The following is a 22,351-nucleotide window of genomic DNA, read 5'->3' as shown; positions in this document are numbered from 1 at the left end:
GCGGCATTCTTGATATCAGACGCCAATTGGTCAACACTCTAACGACAAGACGTTCGTTCGTCGGAGAAATTCATGGTTTCGGTCTCTCACCCCACATCGTCTGGTCTCGAGCGGGATGCACGTCGCATTCATGAAGACGACAAGCCTCTGTCGCCGGGTAGCATCGCCATTGGGGTGGTCATCGGGCGAACCTCCGAATTCTTCGATTTCTTCGTCTACGGGCTCGGCTCGATCCTTGTCTTCCCGAAGTTGATCTTTCCGTTCGCGTCCAATGCGGTGACCGCGACGCTGATGTCCTTCGCGCTGTTCCCCCTCGCCTTCCTCGCGCGCCCCGTCGGTTCCTTCGTCTTCATGTGGGTCGACCGGAACTACGGACGCGGCACGAAACTCACCATCGCGCTCGTCATCCTCGGCGGCTCAACGGCATCGATCGCCTTCCTGCCCGGCTACGATACGATCGGCTACTGGGCTGTGGCCCTCTTGGCGTTGTTCCGCCTTGGACAGGGTTTTGCCCTTGGCGGCGCCTGGGACGGTCTCGCCTCACTGTTGAACCTCAACGCGCCGCAGAATCACCGCGGCTGGTACGCGATGATCCCGCAGCTCGGCGCGCCGATCGGCTTTGCGCTGGCGAGCATTCTTTTCGGCTATTTCGTCAGCAACCTTTCCGAGGCGGACTTCCTCGCCTGGGGTTGGCGCTATCCTTTCTTTGTCGCCTTCGCGATCAACGTTGTGGCGCTCTTTGCGCGTCTGCGCATCGTTGCCAGCAAAGAGTTCGGCGCGGCGATGGAGGCCAAGGAGCTTGAGGCCAGGCCGATCTTTGAGATGCTGAGCAAGCACAGCATCGATGTCGTGCTCGGCGCCTTCGTGCCGCTTGCGAGCTTCGCGATGTTCCACCTCGTGACAATCTTCCCCTTGAGCTGGATAACGCTCAATGGCGGTCAGTCGGCAGCCGAATTCCTGTGGGTCCAGGTTGCAGGTGCCGCTCTCGGCGCCATCGGCATCGTGCTGTCGGGGGTGATCGCCGACCGGGTCGGCCGGCGAAACCAGCTGATGATCGGCGCAATCCTGATCGCGATTTTCAGCTTCTCCGCGCCGTTCCTGCTCGATGCCGGCGGCAAGGGCCAGGACGCGTATATCCTGATCGGCTTCGCCATCCTCGGCCTTTCTTTCGGCCAGTCGTCCGGAGCCGTTTCGTCGCGTTTCACGCAGTACTATCGCTACACCGGTGCGGCGCTGACATCCGACCTCGCCTGGCTCGTTGGCGCGGCCTTTGCGCCGCTCGTCGCGCTCGGCCTTGCCAGCAGCTTCGGCATCATCTTCATCGGCGGATATCTGATTTCAGGTGCGATCTGCACGATCGCCGCGCTCAGCCTGACCCGCGCGCTCGATCAGCAGTAAGGGCATCTCGGGGCGGCGACGCCCAGCTTGACAATCGTCAGAGACGAACTTCGACATGAAAGCCCCGGTCCATCCCCGGGGCCGGCGAAGCGATCAGCAGTCGTCCGTGCATTTGTTCCACCAGTCGCTGCACGATCGCAAGGCCGAGGCCGGAGCCGGAAGCTTCCGTCGGCCCGCGATTGAAACGCTTGGTCAGGCCATTCAAGGTATCCGCGTCGATGACGACACTGTCGTTGGTGACGCGCACGCCTTGCGCATCGACGTCGATCCTGACCGGGCTGCCGGAAGGACTATGGATAAGCGCATTCTCCAGGAGATTGCGCAGGACGATCGCAAAGGCATCGGGGGGAATCGGACGCATGAGTTCGGCGCCTTCGACGACATGAACCTTGAGGCGGCTTGCGCCGAGCGCCGACCGCTCCATGTCCTCGAGGACAACAGCCAGCACCGGCAACAGGTCCGTGCCTTCATCCGAGATGGCGATCCCGGCTTCGGCCCGCGACATCTGCAACAGCTTTTCCGCCAGTCGACCGAGGTGAAGCAACGCGCGTTCGATCTGGCTGGTTCGTTGCCGAAAAGCCGGAGGCACTTCGCTCGCAAGCCGCTGTGTCTGCGCGAGTGCACCGGCGATCGGGGTCCTCAGTTCATGGGCGCTGTTCGAGGTGAACTCCCGCTCTGCGTCGAGCGCGGCCTTGAGTCTCGTCAGCAGAAGGTTCACCGAACGGGCAATTGCCCGCAGTTCTTTCGGCAGCGCCGCTTCGTCGAGCGGGGCCATGTTGCCGCTGTCCTTGGTAAGGATTTCTTCGCGCAACCGTTCGACCGGCGCAAGCGCGCGTCGCGCGACAAGGATGATGGCGATGATGCTGGTCGGAATCAGGGCCAGCACCGGCAAGAGAAGCGCCGTGCCGCCTTCGAAGAGGGCTTCGGTGCGATGCTCGAAGGCGTCAGCCACCTGGACGAAGAGGGAGCCGTCGGCTGTTCCGGCGGTGTAGATCCGCTGCGTTGCCGTTTCCGAGAAACCGACCTCAAGCGGAACGGCGAAGGGCTCCGGCGCGCCGTCGTCAAACAACACCCTGCCGCTGCGATCGCGGACTTGATAGGCTAGATATTGTGAATTCGGCGCTGGCGCGATCAGGCCTGCGGCGGGTGTGCCGTCGGCACGGTCGCGGGCGATGTCGTCGACTACGATTTGCAGCAGCCGTTCGGCCGTCTCCTGAACACCACTGTCGAAAATCTCGGTGAATTCGTCCTGCATGACATAAACGCCAAGGCCGAGCGCGACGAACCAGAAGATGGCGACGACGCTCGTCAGCGCGATGGTCAGCCTGCGGGTCATGCTTGCAACGCGCGACATCCGGTCACCTGATGCTGTAGCCGAGGCCCCGCACAGTCTCGATCCGGTCGGAGCCGATCTTCTTGCGCAGGCGGCTGATATAGACCTCGACCGTATTGCTTTCGATTTCAGCGCCAAAGGCATAGAGCGCGTCGTGGAGTTGCTCTTTCGACACCAGCGCGCCGGGGTGGGCGACGAGTTTGTCGAGCACGGCCCATTCCCTTGCACTGAGGCTCTGGCTTTCACCTTCGACCAGCACCTTGCGATGGACCTGATCGATCTCGATGCCGGGAAGCCGGACCGTTGGCGCCGCCTTGCCGACATACCGCCTGGAAACGGCCAGCATGCGGGCACTCAACTCACCGAGGTCGAACGGCTTGACCAAATAGTCGTCGGCCCCGCTGTTCAATCCTTCGATGCGATCGGAGATCTGGTCGTGTGCCGTCAGGATGATAACGGGCGTGCCGTCGCCCCGCATCCGCAGCGAGCGCAGGAGCGATAGCCCCGAACCGTCAGGCAATCGAAGGTCGAGCAGTATCAGACCATAGAGAACCGTCTCCGTCGCTGCCGTGGCATCGGCAGTGCGCGTAAACCAATCGACGGCGTGGCCGGCCGCCGCGACATGGTCGCGCAGCGCCTCCCCCAGAACCTGATCGTCTTCGACTAGTAGGACTCTCAAGATATCACCGAACACTTGTTCGTCCTTGCCTATGTTCGATGGGGGATGGGCGTCAAGCCCCTGAAGCATTGCGCATCACTTTGCGGCAGCGGCGCCGCCGAGGTAGGGGTGGTCGCGATCGTGGAGCAATGGGCTCTGGCGGATCGCTAGGATGCGGCCCGTTCGCGAAACGCGCCCCGTCGCTTCAAATAGCTGATGATCGCCGTGCCGATGGCAACAAGCGCCATCAGAACGCCAAGCGCCGTGAGTGCACCGGTATTGTGTTCAACGGGCGCATTGCTCGCGAACTTGTACATCTCGCTCGCGAGGATTGCGATCATCGCGGCCGAGACGGTCGAGTAGTCCTTGCCGATAACGCGCTTGACGTTGAACGACATTCCTTCGGTAGACTGCGCAAAGTTCCTCATTCGCAATGCCCATCGCGGCACGTCGCGGCAATAGGCCTGGTAGGCTTCGCCGAACGTTTTGTCGAGGAAGGCTTCTTCGGCATAAACGATGCACTGGTACATGAAGGCAAAGAGCCCGATGCCGAAGACAACGAGAAGCGGATTGCCGTGCAGTAGGAAGACGCCTGAATAAAGCAGCATGTTTCCAACGTAGAGCGGGTTGCGACAGACGCCGAACATGCCTTCCGTAACGAGATCCTTGGCGTAGACCTTTTTCTTCAGGCCGCCGCGCTGAATGTATTTGTACCCGACCACGGTCGCACGCAGGATGAGGCCGGCCAGTATGATCAGTACGGCAGCGAGGTCCTTGGCAAGCGTTAGCGCTGGGCTATCCAGCACCAGGGCCGGCGGCGGCGCCAGCAGAAACAGAACAATGATGATGGCCGGAAACAGTTGGTTCCGGAAACGGAAGAGAAAATTGCCGATAGCGATCATTGCCGATCTTTCTTACTTGATGGCGATGATGCCGCAGAAATTGTACCAGCGGAAAAAGACCTCGACGCTGCGGAAGCCCACTTCCTTCAGGAGTTGGAGATTTTCATCCAATCGATAGGGAATGAGCACGTTCTCGAGCGCTTCGCGCTTCTTGGTGATCTCGATGTCGGAGTAACCGTTGCGGCGCTTGAAATCGTAATAGTGCTCGATGAACAGGCGGTTGAACGTCGAGTTCTCGCTGGTGAGCTTTTCGACGAGAATAAGCGCACCGCGTTCATTCAGCCCGTTGTAGATCGTGTGCATTACCCGCTCGCGATAGAGCGGGCGCACGAATTGCAGCGTCAGGAGCATCATGACGACGCTCGCATTGTGAATGTCCGCCCCGTAATGCAGGTCGCTGACCCTCAGGTCGATCGCCCGACTGGTGTTGGCCTGGACGATCTTCTCCCGCGCCTTCTCGATCATGTCGGGAGCGTTGTCGATGCCGACGAAGCGCACCGCCGGATCGACCAGGGCATCGAGGCCGAGGAGCGTCGTGGCCGTCGAACAACCGATGTCATAGAGGTTGGTATCGGCCTCGGCGAAATCTCCGGCGAGTTCACAGACCATCCGCTGAATCTCGCCATAGTAGGGAACCGATCGGCTGACCATGTCGTCGAAGACGGCCGCTACCGTCGCATTGAACGCAAAATCGCCAACCGCCGTGTCCGCTGCGGCAAAAACCTCGTCTCTCCGGTTGTTGTTCTCGTGCACGTGAAGGTGCGGTGCCTTGCCAACCATTCGCACAGTCCTTTGTCCTTCCGACGCACTTCGAACATCCAGGCACCTCGCCCGTGTTTCTGAAATGGTCGATCCGCCGGCAGAAGGCCATCCAAACCTGACATGAACCTGAAAGGTGTTCTGCAAAAACGCCTGCGCTCAAGCAAGATCCGCGTCACTCTTTGTTTCGATGGATTCGCGAGGTAAGCGCGTTGAGCGGCTCGGTGTCACCTGTCGGCCGCAACCGCCGGCGGTGCGGAGCGCTGGTCCTGCGCGGCAGAAGCATCAGCAAATCGGCAAGCAGTGTTTCCCGGCAAGCAGGGCCACAAAAAGCGGTCTCGTCCGGGTTGGCGGCACGCCATTTTTCATGGACGCCTTGATCGCGCCGATGATCGCAGAGTTCCAGGCACAAAACCCCGACGTCAGGATCGACCAGAGCTACGGCTACATGGCCGACCTGCGCGCCGCCCTGAAGGGTGATCAGATCGATCTTGCTATCTGCCCGCTCGATATTCTTGAGGAGGGATCAGGGCTTGCGTTCCAGAAGGTGCTACCCGGCCGCAACGTCGGCGCCTGCCGGGTCACCCATCCGCTCCTGATGAAGAGGCGGCCGCAGCCGTCGCAACTTCTCGAATATCCCTGGGTGGCGCCGCCGCCGGGAAGCCCGCTGCTCGCGGACCTTCATAGCCTGCTGCTCTCCTTCGGGGCGACCGAGATTAAGATACGCTACACAGGCGGCTCGCTGATGAGCCTCGTCAACTATCTGAAGGGTATCGATGCGCTGACGGTGCTGCCGCACAGCGTCGTCTTCGCGCTGCGCAACGATAAATCGATCACGGCGCTGCCCGTTTCAGTCCCGCACCCGGAATGGGCGCTCGGGCTTCTCCGGCGCACGACCGCGGCGCAAACACCGGCCATCGAGAATTTCTCACAGCACATCCGCCAAAGCTTCGAGCGGCTGCAACTTCTGATCCACCGGCACGAGCAACCCGTGGTGTGGGGCGTCTAGCGAGGAAGGCAGCATCGCTCATTTCGGCTCAGTGATCGCGGATGCTCTTCGTCAGCGACCGCGTTAACGGGTTGATCATGTATTGCAGGAACGTTTGCTGGCGGTTGAGGATCATGACCTCTACCGGCATGCCGGGCATGAGCCGCGCATCTTCGAGCTCGTCAAGAGCCGCGAGGATCGACCTCCACCTAAGTGTAAATTTGTCGCGCTAAGTTGGTGAATCATCAAACCATAATCATAATGCTAAACAGTTAGTTCTTTGTACGTAGCACGGAAGGGTAGCTTGAATAAAACCCCGAATTGTAGCTTCGTAAAGATGCCGCCGCTATCTTCCCCAGCGTACCGCAAGTGTTGTGGGGGGCTGGGTGTTCTCCTAACCGAGACAGATCGCTGATTACCGAGAGAGATGGCTGACGACCTAATCTGAGAGAGGGTGCCTTACGCGGACACGCGTGAAGGTAATTCAGCGATGTTCATCACGAGATGGTCACTAGCAGATTGTTTCAATCGCCGCAGTGACTTGTTCTCTGGTCTGCAGATCGTTCTGCGACCGGGAGCCATCTGCGTGCGCGATTCTAGCCGGCGGCCTGCCGTAAGAAGTTCCCCTCGACAAACACGACAGCAGGCGCGCCAAGGCCACTCCGGCAATCCAGCAGGAGGGCTGAAACGCCACCGACCGATTAGGCCGGTTCCGTGAGGGAGAAAAACAATGGCAATCACGATCACACCGACTGGCGCATTTGTCGTTCTCGATGAAACCGACGGTTTGCAGAACGAGGCTGCCACACCGACACCTGCGGGCGACGCCGACGATAATGATATTTCGAGCGGCAGCCTACCGACGGCATTTTCGGGCCGGCTAAGCTTCTACACCCTGGCAGTGGATGAGGCGGCGCTGAGCGGTTATAACGGCACCACCAGCAGTAACATCATCACCGTCACCGGCGCCACCGCGTCCAGCGACTTCGCGCTCACCGGCGAGAATGGAGTCGCCTTCACGGCTTACGTGTCAGGCGCGACGTCCACCTTCAACAGCGGTTTGTCCGCGGTTGCTGACGACGGGACGATCACGGAAATCTTTCTTTTCACCGATCCGACCAACAACAACATCGTCTACGGCGTGGCTGGGGACAGCGGCGACGATCCCATCGCGTTCGCGATCTATCTTGAGGAGGTCAAGACATCCGGCATCACCACCGGCGCAAAGATGTGGACCGTGATCGCGGACGGCTACACAATCGCACACGACGTGGACGGCAGCACGGTTGCTGATCATGACGACTTCCTCGACCTGACGGACAAGCTGTTCGTCTCCGCCATCGGCGAGAACAACTTCTCCTTCGCAAACGCGCCTTCGGGCCAGAACCTCTTCATGATGTTCGGAGACACATCGCTGGCGATCCTTATCACCGGCGAGGATCCGGCCAACCAGTCGGCCGGCCAGCACGTGTCAAATGACGGCGACACCGTCAGTTCAAGCCAGGGGGGCGGTCCCACCACACTCGGCACCGAAGGTCAACATATCAAGGCCCAAAAGGCGTTGGTGGTCACCTTTGTGACGGGGGCCAACGCGGATTATATCGCCGGGCCCAACCCCGGCAATAACCCGGGGCAACCTCTCAGCCCAACCGAGGCAAACGTCGAGGCTAACATTGCATTTAGCGGCTATGCCCAAGACGTTCTGGGTGCCGGACTCACGATCTCGCAGATGAATCCGGGCAGTTCTAACACGACCGCAACCGTGGAGCTCGAGGCCTATCTCACGGCAGACGGAACGGGGACCAACTATATCAACAACAATGACCCGCTCGTGACCGGCGACACCCAGATCAATATCGCGTCGGTGCAAGTTATCCGCGGAGGGATCGACGTCACCAACACCTTGACCATCACGCTCTCGGGCCTCGGCGCCACAATCACCGGCGTGAGGGACAACGATGTCATCCTGTACACCACGGATAGCGCCCACAACCGCGTGCTTATCCGGAATGACCAGCCGTCAGGCAGCAACGTGTCCTTCGATCTTGGCGGCTTCAAAATTACTCAAGTTGCGAGCGACGTTGAGGAAATCGGCTCGAAGGTCAGGTTCGAGGATGACGGGCCGGCGATCGACCTGACCTCGCTGGCGCCGACGATTGCCGTCGACGAGTCGGTCGGCACTGGCGGCTCGGCGAAGGACGAGCCTGGCAATGCAGCGCCCAATGACGAGACCACCGCCGGGGCGCCGGCGGGCGCGATCGGCTACAAGGTCACGGCCGCGGCGGCGCTGTTCTCCGAGACCGTTGATGCGGGCGAGGATGGCCAGGACGACAAGGTCTATTCGCTCGTGCTCACTGCCGGCCCGACGGGTCTTACCGACACCGCCAGCGGCCAGGCCGTGGTGCTCTCGCTCGTTAGCGGGGTCGTACAGGGCCGCACTGCAACCGGCGACGACCTGGTGTTCACCATTGAGGTCGCCAGCGCAACCGGCAACGTCACGACGACGCTCTTCCGGGCGCTCGACCACGGCGCGGACGCGAACAATCATGACAGCGCCGTGAGCATGGCTTCCGGTTTGGTCGAATTGCAGGCAACGCTGACCGACGGCGATGGTGACACCGCCTCGGACAAGATCGAGCTCGGCAGCCTGATCGACTTCGAGGACGACGGGCCGGCGATCGACCTGACCTCGCTGGCGCCGACGATCGCGGTTGACGAGTCGGTCGGCACTGGCGGCTCGGCGAAGGACGAGCCCGGCAATGCAGCGCCCAACGACGAGACCACCGCCGGGGCGCCGGCGGGCGCGATCGGCTACAAGGTCACGGCCGCGGCAACGCTGTTCTCCGAAACCGCCGATGCGGGCTCCGACGGCCAAGACAGCAAGGTCTATTCGCTGGTGCTCACTGCCGGCCCGACGGGTCTTACCGACACCGCCAGCGGCCAGGCCGTGGTGCTCTCGCTCGTTAGCGGGGTCGTACAGGGCCGCACCGCAACCGGCGGCGACCTGGTGTTCACCATTGAGGTCGCCAGCGCAACCGGCAACGTTACGACGACGCTCTTCCGGGCGCTCGACCACGGCGCGGACGCGAACAACCATGACAGCGCCGTGAGCATGGCTTCCGGTCTGGTCGAACTGCAGGCAATGCTGACCGATGGCGATACCGATACCGGCTCGGACAAGATCGAGCTCGGCAGCCTGATCGACTTCGAAGACGACGGGCCGGCGATCGACCTGACCTCGCTCGTGCCGACCATCGCGGTTGACGAGTCGGTCGGCACTGGCGGCTCGGCGAAGGACGAGCCCGGCAATGCAGCGCCCAACGACGAGACCACCGCTGGGGCGCCGGCGGGCGCGATCGGTTACGCGGTCACGACCGCGGCGACGCTGTTCTCCGAAACCGTCGATGCGGGCTCTGACGGCCAGGACGGCAAGGCCTATTCGCTGGTGCTCACTGCCGGCGCGACGGGTCTTACCGACACCGCCACAGGCTCGGCCGTGGTGCTCTCGCTCGTCGGCGGGGTCGTACAGGGCCGCACTGCAACCGGCAACCATCTAGTGTTCACGATCGCGGTCGCCAGCGCCACCGGCGACGTCACGACGACGCTCTTCCGGGCGCTCGACCACGGCGCGGACTTGAACGACCATGACAGCGCGGTAAACATGGCCTCCGGTCTGGTCGAACTGCAGGCAACGCTGACCGATGGCGATACCGATACCGGCTCGGACAAGATCGAGCTCGGCAGCCTGATCGACTTCGAGGACGACGGGCCGGTCGTCACGGTCAATAACACCAGCGGGACATACGCCGCGGGTGCCCAAGGGACCTGGTCCGACGACGATCCCGGCAGCGACGGGTTCGCGTCGCTGAGCGTGACCTTTGACGGCTACGAGATCGACGCCAACGGTGCCCAACCCGGCAGCGCTCTCACGCAGACGGGCCTGGCCTTCGACGGATCCATCACGGACGACTTCAACGGCGACGGGATCGACGAGACCGTGGAGTTCACGCTGACCTTCAATCGGGCGGCCAACACCTACGACCTCGCGGTGACGACTCCGCCTACGACCATTATCACCTTCGACACCTCGCAGGGGTCGCTGAAGGCCGGCGGTCCCGACGCAGTGCAGACTCTGTTGTTCGGCGGCAGCGAGGCGGGAGCGGACGACATCGTGTTCTTCGGCGTGGTCGCAACCGCGCCGTTCGAAAACGGGACCCCACCCCCCGCCACTAACGACATCGAGGATCTCGTTGTTGTTGGAGCCACCGACCTGACGGAGGGGCAGATCGAGGCGCTGCTCCCGCTCCCAGGCCTGATCACCCCAGGGACGCAGATGAACGTGTCGACCTCGGGCATCGGCGTCAACAACAACAATCTCAACGGCGCGGATCAGGGCGCCGGGACTGGAGCGTTTGCAGGCACCACGATCACCTCGGGCGACGAGAGCTTCGTCGTCAACCCGGAGAAGGTGGTGGACAAGGTGACGGTGTTCATCGACAACTCCGTCGGCAGCTATAATCCGGCCACCGAGGATCTGTATTTCACCGTCTATTTTACCGACGGGTCCGTCCAGGCGCCGGTGAAGGTCACGGCCGGCATGCTGACCCCGGTCACCTCAGGCGTGGCGTCGGGCGGCTTTTCCTTCGAGATCGATGGGGGGGCCAAGCAAATCGACGCGGTCCAACTTACCATGGGGAAGGGAACCATCAAGGTCCCAGTGATCGCGTTCTCCGTCGAGCAGGCATTCGAACCGGAACCGCTGAGCATGGACTTCACCGCGACGTTGTTCGACGGTGATGGCGACAGCAGTTCGGACTCGTTCACGATCGATCTTGCCGAGACGGTCGTCTGACACGGTGGCGAGCCCGCCCGGAGGGCGGGCTCGCACCCTTCCCAGCAGAGTATTCAGTCACGGAAGGTCATTGAATGCTACCTCATACAAGCACCACCCGTCTCGCGGAGGTCATGGCCGCTGTACGCCGGGAGGTACCCCTACTGGTTGTGCTGAGCTTCCTTCTCAATCTTCTGCTCCTCGTCGCCAGCATTTACATGCTGCAGGTCTATGACCGGGTGCTGTCAAGCGGATCTCTGGACACGCTCCTGTGGCTGACGCTGATCGCGATCTTTGCCATCGTGATCTACGGTGCGCTCGAGCAGGCAAGGCGCGTGGTCCTCAGCCGCGCCGCCGCCTGGCTCGACTGCGAACTCAACGTGCCGATGCTGAGGCGCGCCATGGAAGTGCGGCTCGCCGGAAAAGAGGGTCGCGCCGGCACCCGCGACGTGGCAGATCTGCGGAACTTCTATGCGGGCGATGCTGTCCTCGCCTTTCTCGACATGCCCTGGAGCGTAATCTTCCTCGCTTTCATCTGGGCTCTGCACCCGGCACTGGGCGTCGTCGCCACGGCCGGGGCGGTCGTCCTGATGGGGCTCGCCTTGGCAAACGACGCGTTGACGCGGGACCGGCAGAAGCGCGTCGCAGCCGTCACCAAAAGTCACCAGGAAAACGCCATGCGCTATGTCGATGCCGGCGAGACGATCGCGCCTCTCGGAATGGCACAGGCAGTCTTCGACCGCTGGCGCCGCCGTCAGGCCGAAGTGGTGGCCGAGCAGCAGGTCTTGGCTGATCGGACGACCACGATCCTTTCGATTTCGCGGAGCCTCCGACTGATCCTGCAAATTGCCATCCTGGCTGTCGGCGCCTATTTCGTCCTTCTCGGCGAGATAACCGCAGGCGCCATGATTGCAGGCTCAATCGTCATGGGCCGGGCGCTCGCCCCGATCGAACGGGCGACCGGCGCCTGGCGTGCCTTCGTCGCAGCGAGGGGCGCGCATGCAAACCTGAAGGAACTCTTCGCCGGCAGGTCAGGCGATCCGGGCGACCGCGTATCCCTCCCTCGCCCCAAGGGCTGGCTCGCTTTCGAGAACGTGGTCTATCTCCCTCCTGGTAGTCAGGAGCCGATCCTCAATGCCGTCAGCTTCGCGATTCAGCCAGGCGAGAACTGTGCCGTGGTCGGACCATCCGGCGCTGGCAAATCCACCCTCTGCCGCCTCGCTGTCGGCGCCTGGAAGCCGATAAAGGGGCACGTCCGGCTCGACGCGGCGGACGTTTTCGACTGGGATCCGGAGGATCTCGGTCCGCATATCGGCTATTTGCCGCAGCAGGTCGAACTCCTGCCGGGCACCGTGGCGCAGAACATCGCACGGTTCGGTGAAGTGGACAGCAGCGCGCTGATCCGGGCGGCGCAGATCGCCGGCGTGCATGAACTGATCCTCTCATTGCCGGACGGCTACGAAACCGAGATCACGCTGCACTCGCAGCGGATCTCATTGGGCCAACGGCAGCGTCTCGGCCTTGCGCGTGCCTTGTATGGCGATCCGGCCTTCGTCGTCCTGGATGAGCCGAATGCGAACATGGACGAGGCCGGAGACCGAGCTCTGATCGAAGTGTTGACGACACTCAAACAGGGCCGAACGACCGTCCTGATCGTCACCCACCGGGCTTCGGTGCTGAAGTGCGCGGATAAGGTCCTGGCACTTCACAACGGCATTGTTGCAGGCTTCGGCCCACGCGAGCAGATGGTGCGGCAGGTACAGCCGGCCGGATCGACGGCAGCGAGGCCCTTGCAGGCTCTTCGTCCCGAGGAGCCATCGCAGGTCCTTGGCGGTGAGAACCGTCTTTCTGCGGGGGAATGAAGCATGTCTGATAAGCTGGATCTATTCAGCGTTGTTGTTAGCAACGTCCAAATGCAACTCTCCCACGCCAGTGACCAGATTCTTGCCGGTTATGCCGCGATGATCGCCGCAATCCGTGACCAGTTGTCGCTTGCTGGCATCGCATTGAGCGAAACAGCCATTGGCCTCATCGTTTTAGCTATTGCAGCAATCACTGTTTTCGCCCTCGCGTGGATGCTGCGCTTTGGCATGCGCCGCAGCGCCGCAAAGTCGTCAGACGCGCTCGCGGCTGCCACCAGGATGCCGCGACGTCTGGCGCTCCTGACGATAACGCTGTTCCTTCTGGTGTTGGGTGGATGGTCGGTGCTCGCCCCTCTGGCGAGCTCGGCCCTCGCCCCGGGCGTCGTCAGCCCCGACGGCTACCGCAAGACCATTCAGCATCTCGAAGGCGGGATCATTCGCTCGATCCACGTCCGCGAGGGTGACGTGGTCAGGGCTGGAGATCCGCTGATTACGCTCGATGGCACGAAGGCGAGGTCCCTCGAGGCGGAAGTCCGGGAGCGACTTGTGCACGTTCTTGCGACCGAGGCCCGACTTGAGGCCGAGCGAACCAACGCCGCCGAAATCAGCTTCCCCGACCTTCTCATCAGCAACAGTTCCACAGGCCTGCAGCGATTGATCGAGGGGCAGCGGCAATTGTTCGTCAGCCGGCGTGCAGCGCATCAGGGACGCATCCAGATCTTGGAGGCGCGCATTCGCCAACTCGAGGAGCAGAACGCTGGCCTGCGGGAGGTGATCGCCGCTGAAGCCGAGCAGATCACATTGGTTAACGAAGAAATATCGGCCTCGCAGAAACTTCTCGAACAGAACCTGGAGCGCAAACCGCGACTACTGGCTCTCAAGCGTCATCGTGCCGATATCGTGGCCGCGAAGGCAGCCAACCGCGCCAAGATCGCCGAGAATGCACAAGCTGTTGGAGAAACCAAGCTACAGCTGCTTACCATAACCGAAGAGCGCCAGGAAAAGATCGGAGCGGAGCTCGCCGAGATGCGCCGGATCCTGGCGGAGCTCAAGAGCCAGCTGCCGTCGCGCGAGGACATACTCAGGCGCACTGTTATTCGCGCTCCGCTTGCCGGCACGGTGATGAACCTCCACGTCACGACGGAGAGCGGCGTCATAGAGCCAGGACAGCGGCTGCTCGACCTCGTTCCGAATGACAGTGGAATGGTGATAGACGCCCGGGTTCGACCGACCGACATCGAGCGCGTCAGACCCGGCATGTCCGCCCGCGTCATCCTCACGGCTTATCGGCAGCGGAGCCTGCCGCTCATTCATGGCAAGCTGCGCTCGATCTCAGCGGATGCGATAGCGGATGAGCGAACGGGCGTGACCTATTTCCTGGCGAAAGTGGCGGTCGCTCCGGCAGACCTCGCAAAGCTCAAGGACGTGCACCTTATTCCCGGCATGCCGGCCGAGGTCATGCTTATGGACGGTGAACAGAGCCTTTTCGCATACCTTCTTGCCCCGATACTCGACAGCAGCCGGCGAAGTCTTCGCGAGAACTGAAACTGGGCTGTTGGTCCTTGATGAAAACACCGTGAATGCGGAAATTCACCCGAGATGCTCATGGGAGGTAATTCGAAATCTAAAGAATTTTCTGCAAGAGATTGTAAATAAAGTAGAATATCAACATTCTTAGGCGTTTCCCCAACCCGGCCACAATACTGTCGATGCACGAGCAGAGCAAAAGAATCGATCGAATGTTCGCCGTCATTCGAGATTTGCGGCGTCGCCTTCGAAGCTCACCGTGCAGCGATGCCCGGCCGGTATGTGGTTGTTGGGGTTGGGAAGCTCTATTCGCAAGCCGAATGTACCGCTCGCTGCATCGAAGACCTGATCAACCACCTTGATCTTACCGGTAAAGCGGCCCTGGATCGGAGCATTCGGGACGACCTGCGCATCCATTCCCACATGTAACTTGCCGAACTCGCTGACCGGGATGAAGGCCTCGACAAAGAGCGGGTCAAGCTTGGCAATTGTCGCCAGCTTGCCGTCCTGATCCAGGTATTCTCCGTTGAAGAGTGAACGCTCGAGCACGACGCCGCTGATCGGACTGCGGATCGTCCTTTGCTCAAGCACCGTCTGCGCCCTTTGCAGTTCCAGCTCAGCGCTGCGCTTGCGGGTTTCGGCGGTCGCAAGCTCCTTCTGGATGACCTCCATTTCGGCAACGGCCTCTTCGAGCTTGTCGGTCGAGGTGACATTGCGCGCAAGCAGCGCCTCCGCCCGTTTCATGCGGTTGCGAGCAAGATCGAGCCGCGCCTTCTGCGCCTCGATCTCGGAGGTACTCGCGGCCTGCTCGGACATCAGCTCCACGGTCGCCTGCTCCGCATCGGAATGGAGCCTGGCGATAATCTGGTTTTCGTTCACCTGATCACCGCGAGCGATCAGAACCTGTTTCAAAAGGCCGGGAACCGGACTGCCGATGCGTACGACGACAGAAGGGTCGATGACGCAATCGAAAGCTTGTGCCGAAGCCGGCGCGATGGAGCAAAGCGGAAAGAGAACGGCGAGCATCTGCCGCGCCTTCGCGCGCCTGTCCGCCAGGGGTTTTACCATTCCGTCTTCTGACATTGCGTCACTTGTCATCGGGTCACTCCGGCAAGCCTGAAAAGGCCAGCAATGTGCCCAGGCGTCGATCCTGGGCCAGAAGGTTCTTTCGGTCCTTGGCATGCGTTCGTTCCGCCCGCTGCTGGGCCAGATCGAAAAGCAATAACCGGGCACGCTTTCCGCATCGACCGAGCAGACGCAGCGGCTGCCAGGGAATGAGATCAAGCAGCGGGTCTTCCAGAGACAGGATCGCTTCCGTGCTTCCCGGGTCTCCCTTGCGGGCGGTTCGTCCCTCCATCTGCCTGTCGATGCGCCCCGCGTCATGTCGTTCGCTAAGCAAAACGTGAAGGCCACCCAGCGCGAGAGCCTGCGCGACCACGGCGATGTCGACGCCGCGTCCCGCCATGTTCGTGGCGACCGTCACCCGACCGACGCCGCCGGCCTGCGCAATGATGTCGGCCTCCTCCGAACTCTGTTCCGCATTGAGCACCCGGTGCTCGATCCCTTGCCCCTGCAGTACGACACTCACTGCCTCGGAGGCAGAGACCGAGCGCGTCGCAATCAGGACCGGGCGGCCGGCGGCTTGCAGTTCCTGGACCCGTCGCACGATCGTAAGCCATTTGTCGTCAAGCGTGGGGCAAATCGTCGTCGGCAGTTTCGTGCGCCGCGAGGGCGCGTTCGGGGGAATGCGCATCACCTGTAACCCGTAGACATGCCGGAGTTCTTCGGTAATTTCGCGTGCGGTTCCCGTCATTCCCGCCAGGTGGAGGTAGCGGCGGAAAAACCGCTGATAGGTCATCCTCGCCATTGTCAGCTTGCGGCTGGTGATCACGCAGCCTTCCTTTCCTTCGACCAGTTGGTGCAGGCCGTCGCTCCAGGAGCGATCGGGCATCACACGGCCGGTATACTCGTCGATGATCTGCACCTTGCCGTCGCTGATAAGATAGTGCTCGCCCTTCCTGAAGAGCTGCAGCGCGACAAGCGCCTGGCTGGCAGCCTCCTCACGCCGTATGCGATTGCGCCAGATGCCGCCGATCGCCTCGGCACGTTCTGCAAGCTTGGCCTTTCCGGCTTCAGTCAATTCCAGCCTGCGCTCGTCGAGCAGCAGCAAATAATGGATCGGCTCCTTGAAGCCGTCGATCAGCGCGAAGGTCTGTTCCACCCATTGCCGCTCGCCGTCCGCGTCCGTTTCCTGGGAAATGATGAGCGGCGTTCTCGCCTCGTCCACCAGTACGCTGTCGGCTTCGTCGACGATGGCGAAATGCAGTCCACGCATGACAAAAGGTGGCTCTTTGCCCCGCCGCTCGTCCAGCATGCGGTTCACCTTCGCGTGAACGGGCCGTGGCTGGCCGCCGAAAGTGATGCGGTCGCGCAGATAGTCGAAGGCGATTTCCTTGTTGCTGGCATAGACGATATCGCACGCGTAGGCGGCCGGCCGATCCGGTCTTGGCACAGTACTGTTGACGAGACCAGTCGTCAGCCCAAGAAAATCGTAGATTGGGCGAAGTATATCGCGATCGCGCGCCGCCAAGTAATCATTGACGGTGATGACGTGGACTGGAAGCCCGGCAAGCGCCGCGATCGACGCCGGCAGGCCGGCGGTCAAGGTCTTGCCCTCGCCCGTGTCCATCTCCGCCACGCGCCCCTTCAGCATGGCAAGGCCGGCAAGTATCTGCACGTCGAGGTGGCGCAATCCGATGGTACGCTGAGACACTTCGCGCACGATCGCAAAGCCGAGACAAATATTGGCATCGGTGAGGCCATGGCACCGCAGGGCCGCACGGACTTCGCTGATGCGCGCAGCGAGCCCCTGCCCGGTTTCGTCGCCCAGGGCTGCTCCCGCCGCATTGATCTTCTGGACAAGTTCCCTCAGATGGCGCCGGTGCAAACGACCGGCAACCATCTGCGGAACGCTGGTTACCATCTTCTCGATGCCGTCAAGCCAGTGCTCGGGTCGGTCTTGGCGTTCGGGATAGACGACCAGTGGAGGCGGCGACCAGCTCGGGACGAGAATGTTCATGGTCGCTTGCCCAATCCGCCTTAGGCGCTCGCTTCCTCGACGGGCGCATCATGGCCATTCCGGTGGCTCTTCGGCTGCTTCGGTATGGCGGGCGGAGCGTCGCCCTTACCGGCAGCATCCACGGCTTCGGGCATGCGCTCCAACATGCTCGCGAAATGCCTGAGCGAGTGAAGATGCAGGTACGTGCATTCCAGCTCGTCATTGGTGAACATGGCCTGCAGGTCTTCGCTTGCCAACGCTTTCAGCTTTTCGCGGTTGACCGTCATGAATCCGGAAAGCGATCGGCGTTCGCCGCTGTTGAGGTTGAACTGGGCCTGCATCGGCTGCAGCAGCCCCAGTGATTTCAACCGCTCACAATACTGGCGGGTACGCTGGTGTCTTGCCTGATAGTCCTGCAGGAAGCCGAGCACGCTCTTCAGGTATTGGGTTTGCTGTCCCTCGCTGTCGAACAGGCGCTCGCCGCGGCCTTCGCGATTGAAGCCGTCGAAACTTTCGTCGATGTGAAGGATGAACGTCTTGCCGCTGCGGTCCGTTGAGAACACGAACGGATAGCGGCGCACGAACGCCGGCACATATTTGCCGAGCCAGGCACCGTCGTCGCCGACGAAGAGGTTTTGCGTCTGCTGGGCGCCGAGAACCACCGCAGGTGTCACCGTGTCGTCCGTGCCGGCAAAGACGATCGGATATTCGGCGGCGGCCTGAGCAAATTCGATAGCCGTCACCGGAACCGAGTTCACTTCTTTTGCGAACTTGTATGAAGTTCCGCTTTTAATTGACACATCCTTATGGCGATCGGCCGAGACAGGATGCACGTCTTGATAGAAAAGAAGTTGCGCTGTCATGGTGGTTTCCCTCTAGTATCTTGTAAGTGCCACTCAGGTATTCTAAAAGACAATCGCCAGATTTTTACTCAGGCTAATTTGATCGAACACTTTATTAGACTTCATGTCCAGTCAAACTTTAAATAAACGCAGGAATATCTGCCGCGTTGAACGATAAATTCTACTGGCGACGGGGGAAGACCCGTGAGAGAACCTCACAAAGACACGTCCACCTATTCGAGGTACGGTCGGGCTCTCGGTCAGCATCAGGTCGAGATGCAAAAGATTGGCAAGCACCCGCCGCTGTGACGTGTCGCGGGGGTCGAGCGCAATGGCGCCGCCGCCGGCGGTGCTGAGCGCCGCATTGGGCAATGTGTCGGTTAGCGCCGGAACCTCGCGGACAACAACCGCCCTGTAGATCTTCGAAAAATCCTCGACGAAGCGCAGACTTACGTCCCGTGTTTGCGAACGGACAAGGTCGGCGTCCTCCTCCGGGACGATGACCCGAATGGTTGGCTTGTCGAAGTGCGCAACGTAGGCGATCACCTTGCCACGTTGCACGAACTTGCCGGGCAGGTCGCGATCGTCGGGCAGGATCAGCGTGCCGCTTGATGGTGCTCGGACGAGCAAATTCTCCTGCCTTTGCCGTGCCAAGTCGAGATCGGCACGCGCAAGCCGCAGTTCCTCTTTGACCATGCTCGCATGGGCAAGATCCGACAGATCCTGCTTGGTAAGACGCCGTTGGAGCTCGGAGACACGCAGTTGCAGCAGATCGACGCGCGCCGCCAGCAGCGGATCCTCCTGCCGGATCAGTGGATCGCCAGCCTTGACCTTGGCGGCGGGTGCGGCGGCGATTTCATCGACCGTACCATCGGTCTGAACATGGACGATCGCATCGCCTGGCAACCATACGATCCCCTGCACGACAGTCGCGTGCGGAATGGGCAGCACGAAGACTACCAGCGCGACTGCGGCGAGGACAGAGCCGACCACCGCGAATGCGCGGCCCCGGCTTCGCCGCAGGAGCGGGCTCGTCAGCAGGAACCAGAAAGCCTTTGCCAGCGGCACTGCAAACATCAGAATGAGCGCCCAGATGGCGAGCAAGGTACCGACGATGAAAAACTTCTGACTGACGAGCGCGATGATCGCACCAGTGACCACAAGACGGTAGAAGAACGCCGAGACGCCGTAGAGAACGAACCAGAACTCCTCCCCAGGCGCCGTCGCCGGCGAGTTGACCGAGCCGATCTTGAAGGCGTAGCGCTGAACGAGATAGGCGAGATATTTATTGGCCCGGCTCGCGAGGTTGGGTATCTCCAGAAGATCGCTCAGGACGTAGTAACCGTCGAAGCGCAGAAGCGGGTTGCCGTTGAAGAGCACGGTTGACACGCCGCCGATCAGCATGACGTTGAAGGCGAAGGCCCGCACGAGCCCCTCCTCCGCATTGACCCACACGATGAGGGCGACCGCGGCAAGCGTCATTTCCACGAAAATGCCGGCGGCACCGACGAGGGCGCGTTGCCACTTGCTGGCAAAAGCCAGGCTGTCGGATGCATCGACATATGGGACCGGCATGAAGACCAGCATCATCGCACCGACCTCGTGGACGTCGCCGCCCCATCGCTTGACTGCGTAGGCGTGCCCTAGCTCATGCAGGGTCTTGATGAGCGGATAGGCGATCAGCATCAGGAAGAGGTTCGACGTTGACAGAACGCGGTCGGTCACATTGGCGGTCAGCGCGTTCCAATTCATGCCGGCAAGAACGGCTGCATAGGCGACAAGACAGATGAAGACGAGCGCGCCGAACCATGAGAACAGCACCCGGCCGACAATGGCGGTGGCGTTCAGAAACTCGTTCGGATCGAGAAGGCCGAAGCGAATGGCGAGGGGATTGCCGAAACTCATCAAGAGCTTGCGATTGCGCGCCTTCTTGCCTCGCTCGGCGATTTCATTGATGTCGGGCGGGACATTGCCGAACAGGACGTCCGCCGCGTGCAACTGCCCGAGAAGCTGGATGACTTCATCCTGGGTCACGACCTTGTCGGTGAGCTTGTCGCAGGCGATGTCCCAGATCGCCTGCATCGTCCGGTGGCCATCCATCAGGCTGATGATGAGATAGGTCTCGGGCGTGAAGCGGTGGAAACGCCCGGATGTCCGGTCCTGCAGCACGTACCAGAGCTGATCACGAAAGACCGTGCGATGGATGCGTACATGGCCGCGCAGCTTCAGCTTCAGTTGCGCGACGCGGTACCAGGATGAGCTGAAGTAGGACCGTTCCATGTCCGCGCCCTCACGGCATCCAGCGCCACGCGGCGAGATAGGCCCATTGCACCATCTTGTCGGTGTAAACGCGGATCAGGAGCCGTTCGTCGACGGCGGTCTTGGCAATGCCCTCCATGCCAGGCCGAAGCCGATCGCTCAGATGATCCAGAGCTGCTTCGACCTTGAAGAAATTGTGCCCCTCCTTCTGGGTGGAAATCGCGGTGATCTGCTCGATCCGATAGGTGAGCGGCTCCTGCGGAAGCGCGGAAACTCGCAGGACTCCCTGGCGGCCGATCTCGACATCGTCAATGTCGCTTTCATCGACTTCGAGGATGACGCGATAGGACTTGAGCGGTGCGACCGTAAAGAGCTCCTGCCCGCGCTCGACCGCAGCGCCGATCGACTGGCTGAGGTCGCCGTTGACGACATAGCCGTCAAAGGGAGCGAGCAGCCGGGTGCGCTTGAGCTGTTCGTCGATCAAAGCGAGTTGGGCGTCGGCCTGATCGATCTGCGACTTGACGATGAGCGCCTCGGCCCGTTCGTGCTGCATCAGCGCACGGTCATATTCGGTTGTCTTCTGCTGTCGGGTGGTCGTCAGCCGAAGCCGTTCCAGTGTCAGATCCTGGTCGTCGAGCTGCGCCAGGATCTGCCCCTGTTTGACCACTTCGCCGGCCCTTGCCGACTGGCTGGATACATAGCCGTTGAATGGCGCCACGACGGTTCGCTGGATTGTACCGCGAACGACGGCCGAAGACGTGACGGAGTATTCCGTCGTGGCCACGCTGAAATAGGCGGCCAGGATGACGGCAATCAGCGTCGCGAGCTTGCGGCCGAAATAGCCTGGGCCCAGCAGGCGCCGCAACTGGTTGCCGGCGGCCTCCCAAAGCTTCACCAAGACGTTCCTGTCGTTGCGGCGTTTTTCCTCAAGTACCGGTCCGATGACCGCTGCCACTGCATCGCACAGGTCGACGGTCGTCTCGTCGAAGGCACTGCCGCGTGGGCGCTGCAGCGTCAGGGCGCCCACGATCTGATGCCCAGATTGCAGGGGGATCGTCAGCACGCCTCCGCACTTGTGCGTCTCGACCAGCTCTTCGTGCGCCCGGAGGACACGATACTCCCAGTGCTCCTGCGGCGGGTAGAGAACGATGGCGCGCTGATCGACAGCCTCGTCCATCGCCGCGCCGATGTCGCGAATGATGTTTACCTTGTTGCCGAAGCCTGCCGCATGCGAGACCGTCGCGACACGACATCGCCGTCCGCGGACGAAACCGACGCTGACGGGGTCGCAGGCAAGCCGCATGGCGAGTTCCGTCACGAGCGCGGTGGCGGCTTCGGTGAAACCTTTTGCCTCGATCACCGCGGCAAGCATGTCGAAGGCCAGCCTGTTGCGTTCGCTGACTTCTTCGTTTTCGACTTGGAGCTGGCGCCTGAGCAGGACCTCGACCCAGCCGGAGGCCCATTGCACCTTGCGCATCACCGCGTTGATGGCAGCAGGCTCGACGGAAAGCGAAAGAGCGCAGGCGCCATACAAGCGCTCGTTGACGATCAAGGGTGAAGCGATCAGTTGCACCATACGGCTACCGGTCGTTCCGGTGGAGATGCCCTGGCGTTGGCTCAGCGCCCTCTCTGCGGCGGCCGTCAATCCCTCGTCGGCGGCCCTTTCCGGCCAGAAGGCGATCGGCGTGTAGGGACCGGTGTCCGGTTCCCCGAGCATGACCATGCCGCTGGCCACGCCAGAGATCTGCCGGCACAGTATGGCCAGCCACGTCTCCATGAATTCGTCTGGCTGGGTCGCATTGCGGAATTTTTGCCAGAGTGCTTGATCCAAAATAGCATACTTCACCGCCCCCGGGCCTTCGACCGGGGGCGGTGGTGCATATTCCCTGGCAATGTGATCAGTCATGCCGGCACGCGGTGGCCAGACATTTTAC

General features: G+C 61.5%; 13 protein-coding genes and 1 pseudogene. 5 read left to right on the top strand and 9 right to left on the bottom strand.

The window, feature by feature from the left end; all coding sequences use genetic code 11:
- Positions 1–72 precede the first annotated feature (72 nt).
- Positions 73–1,398, top strand: a complete 1,326-nt coding sequence (locus BLU35_RS12720) for an MFS transporter (RefSeq protein ID WP_093233266.1) — start codon at positions 73–75, stop codon at positions 1,396–1,398.
- Positions 1,399–1,435: 37 nt separating this feature from the next.
- Here the strand turns inward: BLU35_RS12720 and BLU35_RS12715 are convergent, their stop codons facing one another.
- From BLU35_RS12715 to cmoA, 4 genes are all read right to left on the bottom strand, one after another.
- Positions 1,436–2,752 (bottom strand): ATP-binding protein, encoded by a 1,317-nt coding sequence (locus BLU35_RS12715; RefSeq protein ID WP_093233265.1) that lies wholly within the window; start codon positions 2,750–2,752, stop codon positions 1,436–1,438.
- 4 nt (positions 2,753–2,756) lie between these two features.
- Positions 2,757–3,410: a response regulator gene (locus tag BLU35_RS12710; RefSeq protein ID WP_093233301.1), complete on the bottom strand. Its 654-nt coding sequence runs from the start codon at positions 3,408–3,410 to the stop codon at positions 2,757–2,759.
- A gap of 146 nt (positions 3,411–3,556) precedes the next feature.
- Positions 3,557–4,291 (bottom strand): methyltransferase family protein, encoded by a 735-nt coding sequence (locus BLU35_RS12705; protein ID WP_093233264.1) that lies wholly within the window; start codon positions 4,289–4,291, stop codon positions 3,557–3,559.
- Positions 4,292–4,303: 12 nt separating this feature from the next.
- A complete protein-coding gene (gene cmoA, locus BLU35_RS12700; RefSeq protein ID WP_093233263.1) occupies positions 4,304–5,071 on the bottom strand; it encodes a carboxy-S-adenosyl-L-methionine synthase CmoA in 768 nt (255 codons plus the stop codon).
- 298 nt (positions 5,072–5,369) lie between these two features.
- Between cmoA and BLU35_RS12695 the strand changes: the two are divergent.
- From BLU35_RS12695 to BLU35_RS12680, 4 genes and pseudogenes are all read left to right on the top strand, one after another.
- A pseudogene (locus BLU35_RS12695) lies at positions 5,370–6,059 on the top strand (substrate-binding domain-containing protein); the annotation flags it as partial.
- A gap of 709 nt (positions 6,060–6,768) precedes the next feature.
- Positions 6,769–10,890, top strand: coding sequence for a DUF5801 repeats-in-toxin domain-containing protein (locus BLU35_RS12690; protein WP_093233261.1), 4,122 nt, complete (start codon positions 6,769–6,771; stop codon positions 10,888–10,890).
- A gap of 74 nt (positions 10,891–10,964) precedes the next feature.
- Positions 10,965–12,731, top strand: a complete 1,767-nt coding sequence (locus tag BLU35_RS12685; RefSeq protein WP_093233260.1) for a type I secretion system permease/ATPase — start codon at positions 10,965–10,967, stop codon at positions 12,729–12,731.
- Between the two features lie 3 nt (positions 12,732–12,734).
- Positions 12,735–14,276, top strand: a complete 1,542-nt coding sequence (locus tag BLU35_RS12680) for an HlyD family type I secretion periplasmic adaptor subunit (RefSeq protein ID WP_093233259.1) — start codon at positions 12,735–12,737, stop codon at positions 14,274–14,276.
- A gap of 204 nt (positions 14,277–14,480) precedes the next feature.
- Here BLU35_RS12680 and BLU35_RS12675 read toward each other — a convergent pair whose 3' ends face one another.
- The 5 genes from BLU35_RS12675 to BLU35_RS12655 form a co-directional block, all read right to left on the bottom strand.
- Positions 14,481–15,326, bottom strand: coding sequence for an efflux RND transporter periplasmic adaptor subunit (locus tag BLU35_RS12675; RefSeq protein ID WP_176907233.1), 846 nt, complete (start codon positions 15,324–15,326; stop codon positions 14,481–14,483).
- A 34-nt stretch (positions 15,327–15,360) separates the two neighbouring features.
- Positions 15,361–17,337: a preprotein translocase subunit SecA gene (locus BLU35_RS12670; RefSeq protein WP_286161512.1), complete on the bottom strand. Its 1,977-nt coding sequence runs from the start codon at positions 17,335–17,337 to the stop codon at positions 15,361–15,363.
- 20 nt (positions 17,338–17,357) lie between these two features.
- Positions 17,358–18,179, bottom strand: a complete 822-nt coding sequence (locus tag BLU35_RS12665) for a SapC family protein (protein ID WP_093233257.1) — start codon at positions 18,177–18,179, stop codon at positions 17,358–17,360.
- 111 nt (positions 18,180–18,290) lie between these two features.
- On the bottom strand, positions 18,291–20,438 hold the full coding sequence (locus BLU35_RS12660) for an efflux RND transporter periplasmic adaptor subunit (RefSeq protein WP_093233256.1): 2,148 nt from the start codon (positions 20,436–20,438) through the stop codon (positions 18,291–18,293).
- A gap of 10 nt (positions 20,439–20,448) precedes the next feature.
- Positions 20,449–22,194 (bottom strand): GAF domain-containing protein, encoded by a 1,746-nt coding sequence (locus BLU35_RS12655; protein WP_176907230.1) that lies wholly within the window; start codon positions 22,192–22,194, stop codon positions 20,449–20,451.
- Positions 22,195–22,351 lie beyond the last annotated feature (157 nt).

This window comes from Sinorhizobium sp. NFACC03, assembly GCF_900103435.1.
In the GTDB taxonomy this organism is placed as follows: domain Bacteria; phylum Pseudomonadota; class Alphaproteobacteria; order Rhizobiales; family Rhizobiaceae; genus Ensifer.
Note: the sequence above shows the minus strand (reverse complement) of the source record. Positions and strands in the feature narration are given on the sequence as shown.

What these genes read in the sequence shown, in the direction of transcription:
- BLU35_RS12720 (WP_093233266.1), top strand. Translation starts at nt 73, where the DNA reads ATGGTTTCGGTCTCTCACCCCACATCGTCTGGTCTCGAGCGGGATGCA.
- BLU35_RS12715 (WP_093233265.1), bottom strand. Translation starts at nt 2,752, where the DNA reads ATGTCGCGCGTTGCAAGCATGACCCGCAGGCTGACCATCGCGCTGACG.
- BLU35_RS12705 (WP_093233264.1), bottom strand. Translation starts at nt 4,291, where the DNA reads ATGATCGCTATCGGCAATTTTCTCTTCCGTTTCCGGAACCAACTGTTT.
- cmoA (WP_093233263.1), bottom strand. Translation starts at nt 5,071, where the DNA reads ATGGTTGGCAAGGCACCGCACCTTCACGTGCACGAGAACAACAACCGG.
- BLU35_RS12690 (WP_093233261.1), top strand. Translation starts at nt 6,769, where the DNA reads ATGGCAATCACGATCACACCGACTGGCGCATTTGTCGTTCTCGATGAA.
- BLU35_RS12685 (WP_093233260.1), top strand. Translation starts at nt 10,965, where the DNA reads ATGCTACCTCATACAAGCACCACCCGTCTCGCGGAGGTCATGGCCGCT.
- BLU35_RS12680 (WP_093233259.1), top strand. Translation starts at nt 12,735, where the DNA reads ATGTCTGATAAGCTGGATCTATTCAGCGTTGTTGTTAGCAACGTCCAA.
- BLU35_RS12675 (WP_176907233.1), bottom strand. Translation starts at nt 15,326, where the DNA reads ATGGTAAAACCCCTGGCGGACAGGCGCGCGAAGGCGCGGCAGATGCTC.
- BLU35_RS12670 (WP_286161512.1), bottom strand. Translation starts at nt 17,337, where the DNA reads ATGAACATTCTCGTCCCGAGCTGGTCGCCGCCTCCACTGGTCGTCTAT.
- BLU35_RS12665 (WP_093233257.1), bottom strand. Translation starts at nt 18,179, where the DNA reads ATGACAGCGCAACTTCTTTTCTATCAAGACGTGCATCCTGTCTCGGCC.
- BLU35_RS12660 (WP_093233256.1), bottom strand. Translation starts at nt 20,438, where the DNA reads ATGGAACGGTCCTACTTCAGCTCATCCTGGTACCGCGTCGCGCAACTG.
- BLU35_RS12655 (WP_176907230.1), bottom strand. Translation starts at nt 22,194, where the DNA reads ATGGAGACGTGGCTGGCCATACTGTGCCGGCAGATCTCTGGCGTGGCC.